Annotated in this window: 11 protein-coding genes; 5 read left to right on the top strand and 6 right to left on the bottom strand. The window is 60.9% G+C overall.

Annotated features, from left to right (window positions below; translation table 11 throughout):
• The first annotated feature begins 172 nt into the window (after nt 1–172).
• Nucleotides 173–2584, top strand: a complete 2412-nt coding sequence (locus tag ACGJAX_RS27470; protein ID WP_390956850.1) for a diguanylate cyclase — start codon at nt 173–175, stop codon at nt 2582–2584.
• 114 nt (nt 2585–2698) lie between these two features.
• On the opposite strand, the gene dacB is transcribed toward ACGJAX_RS27470, so the two are convergent.
• A complete protein-coding gene (dacB, locus tag ACGJAX_RS27465) occupies nt 2699–4159 on the bottom strand; it encodes a D-alanyl-D-alanine carboxypeptidase/D-alanyl-D-alanine-endopeptidase (protein ID WP_090323947.1) in 1461 nt (486 codons plus the stop codon).
• 232 nt (nt 4160–4391) lie between these two features.
• On the opposite strand from dacB, the gene ACGJAX_RS27460 reads away from it, so the two are divergent.
• Nucleotides 4392–4736 carry a YggL family protein gene (locus tag ACGJAX_RS27460; RefSeq protein WP_007941073.1) on the top strand — a complete coding sequence of 115 codons (345 nt, stop codon included), beginning with the start codon at nt 4392–4394 and terminating at the stop codon, nt 4734–4736.
• 124 nt (nt 4737–4860) lie between these two features.
• On the opposite strand, the gene ACGJAX_RS27455 is transcribed toward ACGJAX_RS27460, so the two are convergent.
• The gene (locus ACGJAX_RS27455) at nt 4861–6054 is read right to left on the bottom strand and encodes a benzoate/H(+) symporter BenE family transporter (protein WP_090323945.1); all 1194 of its coding nucleotides are present in this window, start codon (nt 6052–6054) and stop codon (nt 4861–4863) included.
• A 290-nt stretch (nt 6055–6344) separates the two neighbouring features.
• Between ACGJAX_RS27455 and ACGJAX_RS27450 the strand changes: the two genes are divergently transcribed.
• Nucleotides 6345–7109 (top strand): GntR family transcriptional regulator, encoded by a 765-nt coding sequence (locus ACGJAX_RS27450; RefSeq protein ID WP_090323944.1) that lies wholly within the window; start codon nt 6345–6347, stop codon nt 7107–7109.
• Nucleotides 7110–7189: 80 nt separating this feature from the next.
• Here the strand turns inward: ACGJAX_RS27450 and guaD are convergent, their stop codons facing one another.
• The 4 genes from guaD to xdhA all read right to left on the bottom strand — a co-directional run bounded on the left by guaD (nt 7190) and on the right by xdhA (nt 13363).
• Nucleotides 7190–8494 carry a guanine deaminase gene (guaD, locus tag ACGJAX_RS27445; RefSeq protein ID WP_390956849.1) on the bottom strand — a complete coding sequence of 435 codons (1305 nt, stop codon included), beginning with the start codon at nt 8492–8494 and terminating at the stop codon, nt 7190–7192.
• A gap of 25 nt (nt 8495–8519) precedes the next feature.
• A complete protein-coding gene (gene xdhC / locus ACGJAX_RS27440; RefSeq protein ID WP_390956848.1) occupies nt 8520–9377 on the bottom strand; it encodes a xanthine dehydrogenase accessory protein XdhC in 858 nt (285 codons plus the stop codon).
• Nucleotides 9378–9516: 139 nt separating this feature from the next.
• Nucleotides 9517–11916, bottom strand: a complete 2400-nt coding sequence (xdhB, locus tag ACGJAX_RS27435) for a xanthine dehydrogenase molybdopterin binding subunit (protein ID WP_090323939.1) — start codon at nt 11914–11916, stop codon at nt 9517–9519.
• Nucleotides 11909–13363, bottom strand: a complete 1455-nt coding sequence (gene xdhA / locus ACGJAX_RS27430; RefSeq protein WP_390956847.1) for a xanthine dehydrogenase small subunit — start codon at nt 13361–13363, stop codon at nt 11909–11911. Before xdhA ends, xdhB begins: the two co-directional genes overlap by 8 nt.
• A gap of 268 nt (nt 13364–13631) precedes the next feature.
• Between xdhA and ACGJAX_RS27425 the strand changes: the two genes are divergently transcribed.
• The gene (locus ACGJAX_RS27425) at nt 13632–14291 is read left to right on the top strand and encodes a GntR family transcriptional regulator (RefSeq protein WP_247256150.1); all 660 of its coding nucleotides are present in this window, start codon (nt 13632–13634) and stop codon (nt 14289–14291) included.
• 2 nt (nt 14292–14293) lie between these two features.
• A complete protein-coding gene (gene smc / locus ACGJAX_RS27420; RefSeq protein ID WP_247256096.1) occupies nt 14294–17782 on the top strand; it encodes a chromosome segregation protein SMC in 3489 nt (1162 codons plus the stop codon).
• Nucleotides 17783–18020: the final 238 nt, after the last annotated feature.

The following is an 18020-nucleotide window of genomic DNA, read 5'->3' as shown; positions in this document are numbered from 1 at the left end:
TCCGACGATGGTCGTCAACGATAACGCGTGCATTATTGAATGCACGCGGTACATCGGAGTCCATCGCAAGCCGGCTCGCTCCTGCGGGGCACTGGTCAAATTAGTGGCTAATAGCTATAACTCCACTCAGGGCCAAAGGGCTTTCCTGCACCTGGCGTTTTGAGTCGCGTTTATGTCGTTGCACGCCGTGCGCCCAAAAATCCTGGGTTTTATCAGCGAAGACGTTTCGGCCTGGCTGGTCGCGCTTCTGGTATTGCTCGTCGGCGGGATCCTCACGGGATTGCTGGCCTGGTCGACGCTGAATGTGTTTCACCATCAACTGCGGCAACGTTTCCAGCTGCTGGCCAGCGAGCGTTACAGCCGTATCGAAGAACGTTTCCAGGATCAGGAGCAGCGCCTCGATGGCCTGCGCCGCTTCTTTACCAATTCCGACGCGGTCTCCCGTGCAGAATTCAACGGCTATACACAGCCTCTGTTACGCCGTACACAGGCCTATTCGTTCGCCCAGCGGATAAGGGGCGACCAGCGGGAGGCGTTCGAGCGTCGAGTGCGGGATGAGGGCCTGACGAATTTCACCGTGCGCGAGCTCAACGCTGATGGTCAACTGCAACTGGCCGGCGAGCGTGATGAGTACGTGGTGGTGCTGTACAGCCAGACGCAAAGCAAGCTCGGTGCGCCGTTTGGCTATGACTTGCTGGCCCAGCCCTTGCGGCGCGCGACCCTGGAGAGGGCCGATCAGCATCGCGGCATGGCGGTGTCGCAACCCATGCATCTGGTCAGTATCGAACCCGCCTATGCGCGGGGCGTGCTGCTGGTCGCGCCAGTCACGTTGCGCGATGACCCCGATGCGGTAAACAACAAACCCTTCGGTTATGTCATGGCGGTGATCAGCATGCGCCAGTTGCTGGCCGACGGATTGCCCGAGGCTGAGCGTGACTACCTGTCGGTGCGCATTCTCGATTTATCCACAGACGATCAGCATGAAGTGCTGTTCGAATCGCCCAATGCACCGGCACTCAGTGAATTGTCGACGACTCGCCTGTTACGCCTGGCTGACCATGATTATCAGGTCGATATCCAGCCCAGCGAGGCCTTCCTGTTGGCCAATCATTCGTCAGTGACCACACTGGTGGTGCTCGGCGGTTTGCTCAGTGTGCTGCTCAGTGCCTTGCTGTATGTGCTGGTCAGTCAGCGTCAGCGCGCGTTGAAGCTGGTTGAGCAGCGCACCGGTGAACTGCGCGCCCGAGAGCAGGAATTACGCGGCACCCACGGCCAACTGCGCGGCGTGCTGAATGCCGCGACCCAGGTAGCGATCATCGCCACGGACTTGCGTGGGGTCATCAGCACCTTCAATGCCGGCGCCGAACAGATGCTCGGCTACCGCGCCGCCGAAGTGGTGGGGCACATGACCCTGGAAAACCTGCACCTGCCCCGGGAGCTGGAAGCACGTTCGGCGGAGTTGAGCGCACGTTATGGCAAACCGGTGCCAACCTGCCACGCGATGCTGGTCGAGGGCAGCGTGGAAGGCAATGTGGAGGGCGGCCACGAAGCGCAGGAATGGACGCTCGTACGGGGCGATGGCAGCCACCTGATGGTCAACATGCTGGCGACCCCGGTGCTGGACGAGCAGGGGTTGTGGGTCGGACACCTGGCGGTTTGCATCGACATCACCGAGCGCAAACGCGTGCATGAAGCGCTGGCGGCACGGGACGTCTTGCTGAAGAAGCTCAGCGCCCATGTGCCCGGCGGGATCTACCAGTTCAAGATGGAATTCGACGGTCGCTTCAGCGTGATCTACGCCAGCGACGGCATCCGCGAGATCTACGAACTCGATCCGGACGTGCTGTTGCTCAACGCCGAGGCGATCTTCACGCGGATTCATCCCCAGGACACTACCCGGGTCCGTGCTTCGATCCGGGCCTCTGCCGACACCCTCAGTCCCTGGCGCGAGGAGTACCGCGTACAGCTTCCCCAGCGCGGCCTGCGTTGGGTGCGCGGCGAGGCGACCCCCGAGGAGCTGCCCGGCGGCGGTGTGCTCTGGCATGGTTATATCTCGGACATCTCCGATTTGAAGCGGGTGGAAGAAGAGCTGCGCGCGCTGTCTGTCACCGATTCCCTGACCGGCATTCACAACCGTCGCTATTTCCAGGAACGCCTGACCAGCGAAATGGCCCGGGTCGAGCGCGGTGGTGGCGAATTCTCGGTGATCATGCTCGATATCGACCACTTCAAGCGCATCAATGACCAGTATGGCCATGCCGTCGGCGATCGGGTGTTGAAGGCGGTGTGCGAGCGCATCGGCCTGCGGTTGCGCCGCACGGACGTGTTCTGTCGTCTGGGTGGCGAAGAGTTCATGGTGCTTTGCCCGGACATTGGCGGCGAACAGGCTTATCTGCTGGCGCTGGAATTGTGGCAAAGCTTGCGCAGTGCACCGATCGACGAAGTGGGGGTGGTTACCGCGAGTTTCGGGATTGCCAGTTGGCGGGCCGGCGAGGGCGCCGATGCGCTGTTGCTGCGGGCGGACTCGGGGGTTTATGTGGCGAAACAGGAGGGGAGGGATCGGGTGCAGGGCGAGGCGGACTGACCTGACGCAATCCCTGTAGGAGCGAGCCCGCTCGCGATGGTGCATCAGCTACAGAGTCGTCAACTGACACACCATCGCGACCAGGCTCGCTCCTGCACTGGGTTTCGCGGCGTATTACAGCGCCGAGGCGGTCTGCGCCAGTTTTGGCTGGCGATACAGGTCCAGCAGCACCTGATCAAGCACCGACGAGGCGCCAAACGGTGCCTTGTCGTTGAGGATCGCCACCACGGCCCAGGTATTGCCGTTGACGTCGCGGCTGAAGCCGGCGATCGCGCGCACGGTATTCAGGGTACCGGTCTTGACGTGGGCTTCACCGCGCATTGCCGTGGTTTTCAGGCGTTTGCGCATGGTGCCGTCAGTGCCGGCAATCGGCATCGAGCTGATGTATTCGGCGGCGTAAGGGCTGTGCCACGCGGCTTGCAGCATCGAGGCCATTTCCCGGGCGCTGACGCGTTCGGAGCGGGACAGGCCGGAACCGTTTTCCATCACCAGGTGCGGTGCGGTGATGCCTTTCTTCGCCAGCCACTGACGCACCACACGCTGGGCGGCCTTGGCGTCGTCGGCATCGGCGTCGGTACGGAATTTCTGGCCCAGGCTCAGGAACAGCTGTTGAGCCATGGTGTTGTTACTGTATTTGTTGATGTCGCGGATGATTTCCGCCAGGTCCGGCGAGAACGCCCGTGCCAGCACCTTGGCGTCTTTGGGCGTTGGCGCCAGGACATCTTTGCCCTGGATGCTGCCGCCCAGTTCCTTCCAGATCGCGCGCACGGCGCCGGCGGTGTAGGTCGCGTGGTCGAGCAGCGACAGGTAGGTCTGCGAACTGCAGCCTTCTCCCAACTGGCCACCCACGGTCACGGTCACGCTGCCATCGGCCTGGGGCACCGGGTTGTAGCGCACGCCGCCGGTGCATTGTTTGGAATTGATGGCCTTGACCTGATTGTCGATGCGGATGGTGGCAATCGGCGGCTCCACCGAAACCAATACCTTGCCCGAGTCGTTACGCGCAACGAATCGCAGGGCCTTGAGGTTGACCAGCAACGCATCGGGCTTGACCAGGAATGGTTTGTTTTCGTCGTTGCCGTCGTCATTGAACTCCGGCAGTTGCGGTTGCACGAAGAAGCTCTTGTCCAGCACCAGATCGCCGGTGACCTGGGTCACGCCATTGGCCCGCAGGTCGCGCATCAGCAGCCAGAGTTTCTCCATGTTCAGCTTCGGATCGCCGCCACCCTTGAGGTAGAGGTTGCCGTTGAGGATGCCGCCACTGAGGGTGCCATCGGTGTAGAACTCGGTTTTCCACTGATGGTTCGGGCCGAGCATTTCCAGGGCCGCGTAGGTGGTCACCAGTTTCATGGTCGAGGCCGGGTTGACCGACACATCGGCGTTGAAAACAGTCGGGGTGCCGGGGCCGGTGAGTGGAATCATCACCAGCGACAGGGCGTTGTCCTGCAATTTGCTGGCCTTGAGGGCTTTCTCAACGTTGGGCGATAACGCGGTGTTGATCGGATCAGCGTAGACGGGGAGGGCCAGGGGAAGGAGAAGACCGGCCAGGAGCAATGGACGCAACGATTTGATCATGTGAAATAAAACCCTACAGCCGAGGGGGAAAAGACGAGGGCATGAAAACAAATTCCCTCAGTGGTCATGAAAGTGTCGGCATTATGCCCCAAGGTGTTGTGGCTTGTGCCGTGCCTTGGCCCTCTAATCCGCTATTTTTTACCAATGGCAGGTCTGGCGCCGTTCAGAGGCGGGCAATCGGCGGCTTAAACTGCTAAAGTGCCGCCCGTTATTACTTAAGAGGATTGTTCCAATGGCGACTAACCGTTCCCAGCGTCTGCGCAAAAAACTGTGCGTCGATGAATTTCAAGAGCTGGGTTTCGAGCTGAACCTGGATTTCAAAGAAGATTTGGCTGATGAAGCCATTGATGCTTTCCTCGACGCGTTCCTGAAAGAAGCCATGGAAGCCAACGGTCTGGGCTATGTGGGCGGCGACGACTTCGGTCTGGTTTGCCTGCAGAAGCGTGGTTCGGTGACTGAAGCTCAGCGCGCCGCTGTTGAAGCCTGGCTCAAGGGCCGCAGCGAACTGACCGAAGCAACTGTCAGCCCGCTGATCGACGTGTGGTACCCGGAAAAGCCGATCAATCCGGTAGCTTGATGTTCTGAAAAGTGGCGACCCATGGGTCGCCGTTTTTTTGTAAGCGTCGCGATGAACCTCAAAGCGCTGCGGGGCGTCATGTGTCCAGCGTTATCGTTGACGACCATCGCGAGCAAGCTCGCTCCTACAAGGCTTTGCGCCAGTTCAGAATCAGCAGCGTCACCACCCCCGCGACAATCCCCCAAAACGCCGAACCAATGGAAAACAGCGTCAGCCCCGATGCCGTGACCATGAAGGTGATCAGCGCCGCTTCACGTTCCTTCACTTCACTCATCGCAATGCTCAAGCCGTTGATGATCGAGCCGAACAGCGCCAGCGCGGCTATCGACAGCACCAGTTCCTTGGGCAGTGCGGCAAACAGGGCCGCCAGCGTCGCACCGAACACCCCGGCGATCCCGTAGAAAATCCCGCACCAGACGGCCGCCGTGTAGCGCTTGTTGCGGTCTTCATGGGCGTGCGGCCCGGTGCAAATGGCAGCGCTGATGGCGGCGAGGTTGATCCCGTGGGAGCCGAACGGCGCCAGCAGCAGCGAGGCGATGCCGGTGGTGGTGATCAGCGGTGAAGCCGGCACCGTGTAACCGTCAGCGCGCAATACGGCGATGCCGGGCATGTTCTGCGAGGTCATTGCCACGACGAACAGTGGAATGCCAATGCTGATGGTCGCGGCCAGGGAGAAGTGCGGGGTGGTCCAGACCGGTGTCGCCGCTTCCAGGTGGAATCCACTGAAGTCCAGCAGCCCCATCAGTCCCGACAACGCCGTACCGATCAGCAGCGCGCCCAATACCGCATAGCGGGGGGACAGGCGCTTAACCACCAGGTAGGTGAAGAACATGCCCAGCACCAGCGCGGTGCGATGCTGGGCGGCGACGAAAATTTCACTGCCGATTTTGAACAGGATTCCCGCCAGCAATGCAGCCGCCAACGATGCCGGGATTTTTTTCATCAGGCGTTCGAAGCTGCCGGTCAGCCCGCAGATCGTCACCAGCACGGCGCAGGTAATGTAGGCACCAATGGCCTCGCCGTAGCTCACGCCGCCAAGGCTGGTGATCAGCAGGGCGGCGCCAGGGGTCGACCAGGCAATGGTGATCGGCGTGCGATAGCGCAGCGACAGGCCGATGGAGCACACCGCCATGCCGATGGAGATCGCCCAGATCCACGACGAAATCTGCCCGCTGCTCAGGCCCGCCGCTTGCCCGGCCTGGAACATCAGCACCAGGGAGCTGGTGTAGCCGGTCATCATGGCGATGAAGCCGGCGACGATGGCGGAAGGCGATGTATCGGCCCATGGGCGCAGTTGCGTGTGCGTGGCGTCGCTCATGACGGTGATGTTCCTTGTTCTGATAAAGATGTCCGCCACACCACAATTCCATTGTGGGAGCGGGCTTGCTCCCACAGGGATCCTGTGCAAAGGCGGATTCTGCGATTAAGCCTAAACTCAAACGTAACCAATCGTTGCGATACAGCGGAAGCGACAAACAGCCATACAGTCGTGTTGCCACCATTCATTGTGTACAATTGCAGTGTTTTTTACGCGATACTTGCCAGCGACCCACTGTGCCGTATTACAGTCACGGTCAATTCGCCGCAGTTCTCCCGACTCGAGTGCCCATGAACGAACAGTTGCAGCCCCTCAAGAAACAACCGCGAGCAGGCAAAGCCGGCCGCAGCGGTACCCAGGACGATATTGTCTATGCGCATATCTTCGAGGCGATCCTCGAACAGCGCCTGGCGCCCGGCACCAAGCTGAGTGAAGAAGCGCTGGGGGAAATTTTCGGGGTCAGCCGCACCATCATTCGTCGTGCACTGTCGCGCCTGGCTCATGAAGGCGTGGTACTGCTGCGTCCGAATCGCGGCGCGGTGGTGGCCAGCCCGAGTGTCGAAGAGGCCCGCCAGGTGTTCATGGCACGGCGTCTGGTAGAGCGCGCCATCACCGAACTGGCGGTGCAACACGCTACCGCCGAACAGATTGCCGAGTTGCGTCAGATGGTCAACGACGAGCGCGACAGCTTCTCCCGCGGCGATCGCGGTGCGGGCATCCGCCTGTCGGGCGAATTCCACCTGAAACTGGCTGAAGCGGCGAAAAACGCCCCGTTGATCAGCTTCCAGCGCAGCCTGGTGTCCCAGACTTCGCTGATCATCGCCCAGTATGAAAGCGGCAACCGTTCCCACTGTTCCTACGACGAACACACCCAGTTGATCGACGCCATCGAGGCGCGCAACGGTGAACTGGCAGTGGACCTGATGATGCATCACATGGATCACATCGACAGCAAACTCAACCTCGACGAAGAGAGCGCGTCAGATGATTTGCATGCGGTGTTTTCACATTTGTTGCAGACCAAGAAGCCTGGGCGTTCCACCGCAAAGCTCTGAAATACCGAAGGCGGTCTCAAGGACACAAAAAATCCCCCGGTATCTGACGATCACGGGGGATTTTTTTATGCCTGTGAAACCTAGCGCTGATGCACCAGATTCCCCGCCGCATACGTCTGCAGCACGGTCCGGTCATCCCCCAGGGTCATCAGCACAAACAGCGTCTCGGCGATGTTATTGGCCTGCTTCAGGCGATAGCCCAGCAGTGGCGTGGCGTTGTAGTCCAGCACCAGGAAGTCGGCGTCCGTGCCCGGCTGCAGGGTGCCGATCTTGTCTTCCAGGCGCAGGGCGCGGGCGCCGCCGAGGGTCGCCAGGTACAGCGACTTGAACGGGCTCAGGCGCGCACCTTGCAGTTGCATCACCTTGTACGCTTCGTTAAGGGTTTGCAGCAGCGAGAAACTGGTGCCGCCACCGACATCGGTACCGATGCCGACATTGAGCTTGTGCTTCTCGGCCATCGGCAGATTGAACAGGCCGCTGCCGAGGAAGAAGTTCGAAGTCGGACAGAACGAAATGGCCGAGCCGGTTTCTGCCAGGCGCGCGCACTCGTCATCGCACAGGTGCACGCCGTGGGCAAACACCGAGCGCTTGCCCAGCAACTGGTAGTGATCATAGACGTCCAGGTAGCCCTTGCGCTCCGGGAACAGTTCCTTGACCCACTCGATTTCCTTGAGGTTCTCGCTGATGTGGGTCTGCATGTACAGATCGGGGTATTCGGTCAGCAACTGGCCAGCGAGGGTCAATTGTTCCGGGGTGCTGGTCGGCGCGAAGCGCGGGGTCACCGCGTAGTGCAGGCGGCCCTTGCCGTGCCAGCGCTCGATCAGCGCCTTGCTTTCGACGTAGCTGGACTCGGCGGTGTCGGTCAGGTAATCCGGGGCATTGCGGTCCATCATCACCTTGCCGGCGATCATCCGCAGGTCCAGCTGTTCGGCGGCTTCGAAGAACGAGTTCACCGATTGCGGATGCACGCTGCCGAACACCAGCGCGGTGGTGGTGCCGTTGCGCAGCAGTTCCTTGATGAAGATGTCCGCGACCTCATCGGCGTGGGAGTTGTTCGCGAACTGACTTTCGCACGGGAAGGTGTAGGTGTTGAGCCAGTCCAGCAGTTGCTCGCCATAGGCACCGACCATGCCGGTTTGCGGCAGGTGGATATGGGTATCGATGAAGCCCGGGGTGATCAGGGCATCCTGGTAATGGGTGATCTCGATGTCCGCCGGCAGGGTCGGCAGCAAGTCGCTGGCGTGGCCAAGGGCGCAGATCTGGCCGTTATCCACCACCAGCAGGCCGTCCTCGAAATACTCGTAGGAGGCTTCGATCCCGACTTCGGCGGGGTCGGCAATACTGTGCAGAATGGCGGCGCGGTAGGCTTTGCGAGTCAAAGGCATGGTCATTCTCTATTTATGAAGCTCATCAGTTTGAGGCTTTCAGTTTTGTGGCCTGACTGCGGCGCGACACGGGCAGCAGTTTGGCAATCGGTTCGGCGCTGGCGATCTGTTGGCCGAAATTGGCGTTATAGGTGGCGATGATTTCGCCGGCGATGGAGATGGCGATTTCCACAGGCAACTTGCCTTTGACTTCGCCGATGCCCATCGGGCAGCGCATGCGTTGCACGACGCTGCTGTCGAATCCGCGGTCGCGCAGGCGATGTTCGAATTTCACGCGCTTGGTCTTCGAGCCGATCAGGCCGAAGTAAGCGAAGTCATTGCGCTTGAGGATCGCGGCAGTGAGTTCCAGGTCGAGCTGGTGGTTGTGGGTCATGACGATGCAGTAGCTGCCGGCGGGCAGGTCGTCGATTTCGTCCACCGGTTCTTCGCTGACAATCTTGCGCACGCCGTGGGGGATCTGCTCGGGGAACTCCGCATCCCGCGAGTCGATCCAGCGCACCCGGCAGGGAAGGCTGGCCAGCAGCGGCACCAGTGCGCGACCGACATGGCCGGCGCCGAACACGGCGATCTGCGCCTGGACCTGGCCCATCGGTTCGAACAGCAATACGGTGGCGCCCCCGCAGCACTGGCCCAGGCTCGCGCCGAGGCTGAAGCGCTCCAGATGGGTGTCCTGCTTGCCGCTGGCGAGCATCTCGCGGGCGATCTGCATGGCCTTGTATTCCAGGTGCCCGCCACCGATGGTGTCGAACGTCTGGCTGGCACTGATGACCATCTTCGAGCCGGCATTGCGTGGCGTCGAGCCGAGCTCTTCGATGATGGTCACCAACACGCAGGGTTCACCGCGGTTTTGCAGGTCGGCGAGGGCGTCGATCCAGTTGTACATGTTCACCTCGACATCTTCGTTGTCTGTTCGGGCCTCTTCGCTGGCAAGCCAGCTCCCACAGGGTTTGCGTCGATCGCATAAGCGTGATTCAGCGCCTGTCTGTGGGAGCTGGCTTGCCAGCGATGGCAGCGCCTCGGGCTTAGAGCGGAGCCAACTCGGTTTCAGCCTCGACAGCCTTCGCCACCTTCAGCTGGCGCATCTGCTCACAGCCCCACAACACGCGCTCCGGGGTCGCCGGTGCGTCGATTTTCGGTTGATGCTTGTAGTCGCCCAGGCTTGCCACGGCGTCCTTGATTGCACACCACGCGGCGATACCGAGCATGAAGGGCGGTTCGCCCACGGCCTTGGAGTGGAACACCGTGTCTTCCGGGTTCTTGCGGTTTTCCACCAGCTTCACCCGCAGGTCCAGCGGCATGTCCGCCACGGCCGGGATCTTGTAGCTGGCCGGGCCGTTGGTCATCAGCTTGCCTTTGTTGTTCCAGACCAGCTCTTCCATGGTCAGCCAGCCCATACCCTGGATGAAACCGCCCTCGACCTGGCCGATGTCGATCGCCGGGTTCAGCGAGGCGCCAACGTCATGCAGGATGTCGGTGCGCAGCATCTTGTATTCGCCGGTCAGGGTGTCGACCAGCACTTCGCAGCACGCCGCGCCGAAGGCGAAGTAGTAGAACGGACGACCACGGGCCTGGCTGCGGTCGTAGTAGATTTTCGGGGTCTTGTAGAACCCGGTGCTCGACAGCGACACCTGGGCGAAATACGCCTGCTGGATCAGGGCTTCGAAGGTCAGGATGTGATCGCGAACCCGCACGTGGCCGTTGTGGAATTCCACGTCTTCTTCGCTGACCTTGTATTGCCGCGCGGCGAATTCCACCAGGCGCTGCTTGATGGTTTCGGCGGCGTTCTGCGCCGCCTTGCCGTTCAGGTCGGCGCCACTGGAGGCAGCAGTCGGTGAGGTGTTCGGCACTTTATCGGTGTTGGTCGCGGTGATCTGCACGCGGTCCATTTCCACCTGGAACACTTCGGCCACGACCTGCGCGACTTTGGTGTTCAGGCCCTGGCCCATTTCGGTGCCGCCGTGGTTCAGGTGAATGCTGCCGTCGGTGTAGACATGCACCAGCGCTCCGGCCTGGTTGAGGAAGCTGGCAGTGAAGGAAATGCCGAATTTCACCGGGGTCAGCGCCAGGCCTTTTTTCAGGATCGGGCTGTTGGCGTTGTAGCGGCGGATCGCTTCGCGGCGCTCGGCGTACTGGCTGCTTTCTTCCAGTTCGGCGGTCATTTCCTCGAGCATGTTGTGCTCGACGGTCTGGTAGTAGTGGGTGACGTTGCGCTCGGTCTTGCCGTAGTAGTTGGCCTTGCGCACGGCCAGCGGATCGAGGGCCAGATGACGGGCGATGGCGTCCATCACTTCTTCGATGGCGACCATGCCTTGCGGACCGCCGAAACCACGGTAGGCGGTGTTCGACGCGGTGTTGGTCTTGCAGCGGTGACCGTTGATGGTCGCGTCGCCCAGGTAATACGAGTTGTCGGAGTGAAACATCGCCCGGTCGACGATCGAGGCCGACAGGTCCGGTGAGCAGCCACAGTTGCCGGCCAGTTCCAGGGCGATGCCGTGCAGGCGGCCGGTGCTGTCGAAGCCGACGTCGTACTCGACATAGAAGGGGTGACGCTTGCCGGTCATCAGCATGTCTTCGACGCGCGGCAGGCGCATCTTGGTGGGCTGTCCGGTCAGGTGCGCGATCACTGCGCACAGGCACGCCGGGCTCGCCGCCTGGGTTTCCTTGCCACCGAAACCGCCACCCATGCGGCGCATGTCGACGACGATTTTATTCATCGACACATCCAGCACTTCGGCCACCAGTTTCTGCACTTCGGTGGGGTTCTGGGTCGAGCAGTAGACGATCATGCCGCCGTCTTCGGTCGGCATCACCGAAGAGATCTGGGTTTCCAGATAGAAATGTTCCTGGCCGCCGATGTGCAGCGTGCCCTGGATGCGATGTTCAGCGGTGGCCAGCGCGGTGGCTGAATCACCGCGTTGATGGGTGTGGCTGTCGAGTACGAAGTGACGCTTGCGCAGGGCTTCGACCACATCCAGCACCGGCTCCAGATCTTCGTATTCAATGATCGCGGCCATCGCCGCCTTGCGCGCGGTTTCCAGGTCTTTCGCGGCAACCGCGACCACCGGTTGACCGACGAACTGCACGGTATCGATCGCCAGCAGCGGGTCGCCCGGCAACAACGGACCAATGTCTTTCAGGCCCGGCACGTCTTCGTGGGTGATGGCGATGCGCACGCCTTCAAAGGCGTAGCACGGCGCGGTGTCGATGCTGATGATCCGGGCGTGGGCACGGTCCGACAGGCGGGCGTATACGTGCAACTGGTTCGGAAATTCCAGGCGATCGTCGATGTACTGCGCTTCACCGGACACGTGCTTGGCGGCGCTGTCATGCTTGACGCTGCGGCCGACACCGGTGGTCAGGTCCTTGGCGAACAGTTCAGCCAGTTCGGCCTGGGTCTTCTCTACGGCGTGATGATTAGACATAAGCGGTCACCCGAGTCTCGATGTGCGGTGTTTGCAGTTCGATGAAGTATTTGCGCAGCAGGTTCTGCGCGCTGAGCAGGCGATATTCCTTGCTGGCGCGGAAGTCCGAGAGCGGTGTGAAATCTTCGGCCAGGGCCGCGCAGGCACGTTCGACCGTGGCGTGAGTGAAAGGCGCACCCAGCAACGCGGCTTCACAGGCGGCGGCACGTTTCGGAATGGCTGCCATGCCGCCGAAGGCCACGCGGGCGTCTGCGACCACTCCATTTTCCAGGCGAATGTTGAAGGCGCCACACACTGCCGAGATGTCATCGTCCAGGCGCTTGGAGACTTTGTAGGCGCGGAACAGTTTTTCAGCGCTGGCGCGCGGCACGATGATCTTCTCGATGAACTCGCTTTCCTGGCGGGCGGTGACGCGGTAATCGATGAAGTAATCCTCCAGCGCCAGGGTGCGGCGGGTTTCGCCCTTGCACAGAACGATTTGCGCGCCGAGGGCGATCAGCAGGGGTGGCGAGTCACCGATGGGCGAGGCGTTGCCGATGTTGCCGCCCAGGGTGCCCTGGTTGCGGATCTGCAAGGAGGCAAAACGTTGCAGCAATTCGCCGAAGTCCGGGTACTCGGCTTTCAAGGCGTCGTAGCAGTCGGAAAGGGCTGTGGCGGCGCCGATTTCCAGGCGATCCTCGAAGCGCTCGATGCGTTTCATTTCGGCGACGTTGCCGACGTAAATCATCACCGGCAGCGTGCGGTGGAACTGGGTGACTTCCAGCGCCAGGTCCGTGCCGCCGGCCAGCAGGCGGGCCTGTGGATAAGCGTCGTAGAGGTCGGCCAGGTCAGCCACGGTCAGCGGCACCAGGCAGCGTTTGTCGCCACTGTTGAGTTCGCCGATAGCGGTCGGGGCAATGGCTTTGAGGCGGGCGATGGTTTCGGCTTCACGGGCGTCGAACTGGTCGGGCTGTTTAGCGCAGCAGGACTGTTGGGCCGCTTCCAGAATGGGGCGATAGCCGGTGCAGCGGCAGAGGTTGCCGGCCAGGGCTTCGTGGGCTTTATGGGTGTCGGGTTCGTCGCTGTTCTTTTGCAGGGCGAACAGCGACATGACGAAGCCCGGCGTACAAAAACCACACTGTGAGCCGTGGCACTCGACCATGGCTTTCTGCACGCTGTGCAGCTCGCCTTTGTGCTTGAGGTCTTCGACGCTGATCAATTGCTTGCCGTGCAGGGACGACACGAAGGTCAGGCACGAGTTGAGGCTGCGATAACGGATGTGTTCGCGACCCTCGTCATCCGTTTGCAATTCGCCGACCACCACGGTGCAGGCACCGCAGTCACCGCTGGCGCAGCCTTCTTTGGTGCCGGGTTTGCCCACATGGTCGCGCAGATAGTTGAGCACGGTCAGGTTCGGGTCCAGGGCGTGCTCGCTACGGAGTTCCTGGTTTAGTAAAAACTGGATCACGGAAGGCCTCGCAGACTCATTATTGTTGTTAACCGACTTGAACCGAATTTAGCAGGTCTGACTTTTCGGTCAATGATTTTCTGACTTAAAGGTCAGGAAATTGCATTTTGTCGATCGACAACCGGTTTCTTCATTATTGACCCTTGCGGGATAGCCTGCTTTTTTGCGCGAATCGTGCCAAAAACCACCGGGCGGGCCCTGCGCCATGTCGTATCAATTGCGCTACACTGCGCCGCCTGTACAGATCGAAGAGTTTGAAGGGAAAACCATGACGTTCAAGGCGCCGGACAGCCTCGCCGAGCAAATCGCTCACCACCTCGCCGAACGCATCATTCGCGGCGAAATGAAGCCCGGAGAGCGCATCCAGGAGCAGAAGGTCACGCTGGCACTCAATGTCAGCCGCGGCTCGGTTCGCGAGGCCCTGCTGATCCTTGAACGCCGACACCTGATCGCGATCCTGCCGCGACGTGGCGCCCATGTCACCGAACTCACCGCGCACAAGGTGCAGAGCCTGTGCACGCTGATGAGCGAGATGTACATCCTGCTGGGCAATGCCGTGGCCAATGGCTGGCAAGTCCAGGCCGACCTGGCGCCGTTCGTGCAGATCCAGCAGCGCCTGAGCAGCGATTTCGAGCGCCAGGACATTCGCAGCTTCGTCGATGACAGTTTCAGCGTGATGCGCGCTGCGTATCCGTTTGCCAACAACCCGTACCTGCAGGAAACCGTCGAGAACCTGCAGCCGGCCATGAGTCGGGCGTATTTTCTCGCCCTGGACCAGCGCAAAGCGTCGATGAGCGAGTTTCTGGAGCTGTTCGAACGCTTGCTTGCCGCCGTGATCGCCCGTGACTTTGCGCAGATTCGCCTGGTGCTGACGGCTTACGCCCAGCGCAGTTGCGATCTGGTGGTCTCTGCCCTGACGGACGCTTAAGCGTGCGGCTCAAGTGCATCAAGCTGGCGGGGTTCAAATCCTTCGTCGATCCGACCACGGTGAACTTCCCCAGTAACATGGCGGCGGTGGTCGGGCCCAATGGTTGCGGCAAGTCGAACATCATCGACGCCGTGCGTTGGGTCATGGGCGAGAGCTCGGCCAAGAACCTGCGCGGCGAGTCGATGACCGACGTCATCTTCAACGGCTCCACCAGCCGCAAGCCGGTGAGCCAGGCGAGCATCGAACTGGTGTTCGATAACTCCGACGGCACGCTGCTCGGTGAATACGCTGCTTACGCGGAAATTTCCATTCGGCGCAAAGTCACCCGCGACAGCCAGACCACCTATTACCTCAACGGCACCAAATGCCGGCGCCGTGACATCACCGATATTTTCCTCGGCACCGGCCTCGGCCCGCGCAGCTACTCGATCATCGAGCAGGGGATGATCTCCAAGCTGATCGAATCCAAGCCCGAAGACCTGCGTAACTTCATTGAGGAAGCGGCGGGCATCTCCAAGTACAAGGAGCGCCGGCGCGAGACTGAAAACCGCATCCGCCGCACCCACGAAAACCTGGAGCGCCTGACCGACCTGCGCGAAGAGCTCGAACGCCAGCTCGAACGCTTGCACCGTCAGGCCGAGGCCGCCAAGAAGTATCAGGAGCTCAAAGGCGAAGAGCGGCAGCTCAAGGCCCAGCTGTCGGCCCTGCGTTGGCAGGATCTGAACGCTCAGGTCGGCCAGCGCGAAGCGGTCATCGGCACCCAGGAGATCAGTTTCGAGGCGCTGGTGGCCGAGCAGCGTAACGCCGATGCCAGCATCGAGCGTCTGCGCGACGGGCACCATGATCTTTCCGAGCGCTTCAATCTGGTGCAGGGGCGCTTCTATTCGGTCGGTGGCGACATCGCCCGGGTCGAGCAGAGCATCCAGCATGGTCAACAGCGCTTGCGCCAGTTGCAGGATGATTTGAAGGAAGCCGAGCGCGCGCGTCTGGAAACCGAGTCTCACCTGGGCCACGACCGCACCTTGCTGCTGACCCTCGGCGAAGAGCTGGACATGCTCACCCCCGAGCAGGAAGTCACCAGCGCTGCCGCCGAAGAAGCCGCCGCCGCGCTGGAAGAGTCCGAAACCACCATGCACGGCTGGCAGGAGCAGTGGGACACCTTCAACCTGACTGCCGCCGAACCGCGACGTCAGGCCGAAGTCCAGCAGTCGCGAATCCAGCAACTGGAAACCAGCCTTGAGCGTCTGGCTGATCGCCAAAAGCGTCTTGGCGAAGAGCGCGCCTTGTTGTCGGCGGACCCGGAAGACGCGGCGATCATGGAACTCAGCGAGCAACTCGCTGAATCCGAGGCGACCCTTGAGGATTTGCAGACCAGCGAAGAAGCTCAGGTCGAGAAGCTAGAGCAGTTGCGTCAGCAATTGCAGCAAGCGCTGACGGCGCAGCAGCAGGCCCAGGGCGATTTGCAGCGCCTCAACGGTCGACTGGCCTCCCTGGAAGCCTTGCAGCAAGCCGCCCTCGATCCGGGCACCGGCACCGCCGAATGGTTGCGTGAGCAGAACCTGGCCGATCGCCCGCGTCTGGCCGAAGGGCTGAAGGTCGAAGCGGGTTGGGAGCTGGCGGTGGAAACCGTGCTCGGTGCCGACCTGCAAGCCGTGCTGGTGGATGATTTCAACGATTTCGATCTGTCCGGATTTGCCCAGGGTGATCTGCGTTTGCTCAGTCCCGCGACCGATGGCGTGCGCGTGCCCGGCAGTTTGCTCGACAAGGTCGAGGCGCAGATCGATCTGTCGCCGTGGCTGGGGCAGGTCAAACCGGTGGACAGCCTCGAACAGGCATTGGCCTTGCGTGGTCAGTTGGCGGTCGGCCAGAGTCTGATCAGCCGCGACGGGTACTGGGTCGGTCGGCACTTTTTGCGGGTGCGCCGCGCCAGCGAAGCGGAAAGCGGCATGCTGGCCCGAGGGCAGGAAATCCAGAAGCTGGGCCTTGAGCGCGAAGAGCGCGAAGCAGCGGTCGAAACCCTGGAAACCGAATTGCAAAACCTGCGGGCGCAGCAGCGTCAGCAGGAAAACGGACGCGAACACTTGCGTCGTTTGCTGCAGGACGAGGCTCGTCAACAAGGCGAATTGAAAGCCCAGTTGTCGGCCGGAAAAGCCAAGGCCGAGCAGTTGACCTTGCGCCGCACGCGTCTTGATGAAGAAATCGAGGAGTTGGGCGAGCAACGGGCCCAGGAGCACGAAAACATCGGTGAAGCGCGCATCCAGTTGCAGGAAGCCCTCGACGCCATGGCGCTGGACACTGAGCAGCGTGAGTTGCTGCTGGCCCAGCGCGACAGCTTGCGTGAGCGTCTTGACCGGGTGCGGCAGGAAGCGCGGCAGCACAAGGACCACGCTCATCAATTGGCGGTACGCCTCGGGTCGCTCAAGGCCCAGCACGATTCGACGCGCCAGGCACTGGAGCGTCTGGAGATGCAGTCCGAGCGCCTGACCGAAAAGCGCGAGCAATTGAGCCTCAATCTGGAGGAGGGCGAGGCGCCACTGGAGGAGCTGCGCCTGAAGCTTGAAGAGCTGCTCGACAAGCGCATGACCGTCGACGAAGAACTCAAGACCGCGCAGATCGCTCTCGAGGATGCCGACCGCGAGCTGCGCGAGGCCGAGAAGCGCCGTACCCAGGCCGAGCAACAATCCCAGCTGATTCGCAGCCAGCTGGAAACCCAGCGCATGGAATGGCAAGCCCTGACCGTGCGGCGCAAGGCATTGCAGGACCAGTTGCTGGAAGACGGTTACGACCTGCACGGCGTACTCGCCACGCTGACACCTGAAGCCAACGAGAAGGACGCCGAGGAAGAACTGGAACGCATCGCGGCGCGGATTCAGCGCCTGGGTGCCATCAACCTCGCGGCCATTGACGAATACCAGCAACAATCCGAGCGTAAACGTTACCTGGATGCGCAGAACGACGATCTGGTTGAAGCGCTCGACACCCTGGAGAACGTGATTCGCAAGATCGACAAGGAGACCCGTAACCGCTTCAAGGATACCTTTGATCAGATCAATGGCGGTTTACAGGCACTTTTCCCAAAAGTTTTCGGTGGAGGCCGCGCGTATTTGGAACTGACGGGCGAAGATCTACTCGATACAGGGGTGACGATCATGGCGCAGCCGCCAGGAAAGAAGAACAGCACCATCCATTTGCTCTCAGGTGGCGAAAAAGCCCTGACCGCATTGGCCCTGGTTTTTGCGATCTTCAAGTTGAATCCGGCGCCGTTCTGCATGCTCGACGAAGTTGACGCACCCCTGGATGACGCTAACGTTGGACGCTACGCACGATTGGTCAAAGAAATGTCGCAGACCGTGCAGTTCATCTATATCACCCACAACAAGATCGCCATGGAAATGGCCGAGCAATTGATGGGGGTGACGATGCATGAGCCTGGTTGTTCGCGACTGGTAGCGGTGGATGTCGAGGAGGCGATGGCGATGGTGGACGCCTGATGACGGCGTGTATCAGGGTAGACAAGACGTTTTACTGGCCTGGACTTGCTGGCCAATCGACATAATCGCTGAAGCCAGCGTGACAAGCGGTGTAAAGTTACCTTTGGTCGTGCTAGTTTAATGTCAATTTTTCGTATACGTGGGCAAAACGCCTGTCAGAACATAGAGTTGGCGCCACGTTTTAAAGCGGTTTACAGGTTGTAAACCCCTTATTTTTCAGCATTTTTTATAGAGGCAC

The sequence above is a fragment of the Pseudomonas moorei genome, from assembly GCF_042846945.1.
Lineage (GTDB): Bacteria > Pseudomonadota > Gammaproteobacteria > Pseudomonadales > Pseudomonadaceae > Aquipseudomonas > Aquipseudomonas moorei.
Note: the sequence above shows the minus strand (reverse complement) of the source record. Positions and strands in the feature narration are given on the sequence as shown.

What these genes read in the sequence shown, in the direction of transcription:
- ACGJAX_RS27470 (WP_390956850.1), top strand. Translation starts at nt 173, where the DNA reads ATGTCGTTGCACGCCGTGCGCCCAAAAATCCTGGGTTTTATCAGCGAA.
- dacB (WP_090323947.1), bottom strand. Translation starts at nt 4,159, where the DNA reads ATGATCAAATCGTTGCGTCCATTGCTCCTGGCCGGTCTTCTCCTTCCC.
- ACGJAX_RS27460 (WP_007941073.1), top strand. Translation starts at nt 4,392, where the DNA reads ATGGCGACTAACCGTTCCCAGCGTCTGCGCAAAAAACTGTGCGTCGAT.
- ACGJAX_RS27455 (WP_090323945.1), bottom strand. Translation starts at nt 6,054, where the DNA reads ATGAGCGACGCCACGCACACGCAACTGCGCCCATGGGCCGATACATCG.
- ACGJAX_RS27450 (WP_090323944.1), top strand. Translation starts at nt 6,345, where the DNA reads ATGAACGAACAGTTGCAGCCCCTCAAGAAACAACCGCGAGCAGGCAAA.
- guaD (WP_390956849.1), bottom strand. Translation starts at nt 8,494, where the DNA reads ATGCCTTTGACTCGCAAAGCCTACCGCGCCGCCATTCTGCACAGTATT.
- xdhC (WP_390956848.1), bottom strand. Translation starts at nt 9,377, where the DNA reads ATGTACAACTGGATCGACGCCCTCGCCGACCTGCAAAACCGCGGTGAA.
- xdhB (WP_090323939.1), bottom strand. Translation starts at nt 11,916, where the DNA reads ATGTCTAATCATCACGCCGTAGAGAAGACCCAGGCCGAACTGGCTGAA.
- ACGJAX_RS27425 (WP_247256150.1), top strand. Translation starts at nt 13,632, where the DNA reads ATGACGTTCAAGGCGCCGGACAGCCTCGCCGAGCAAATCGCTCACCAC.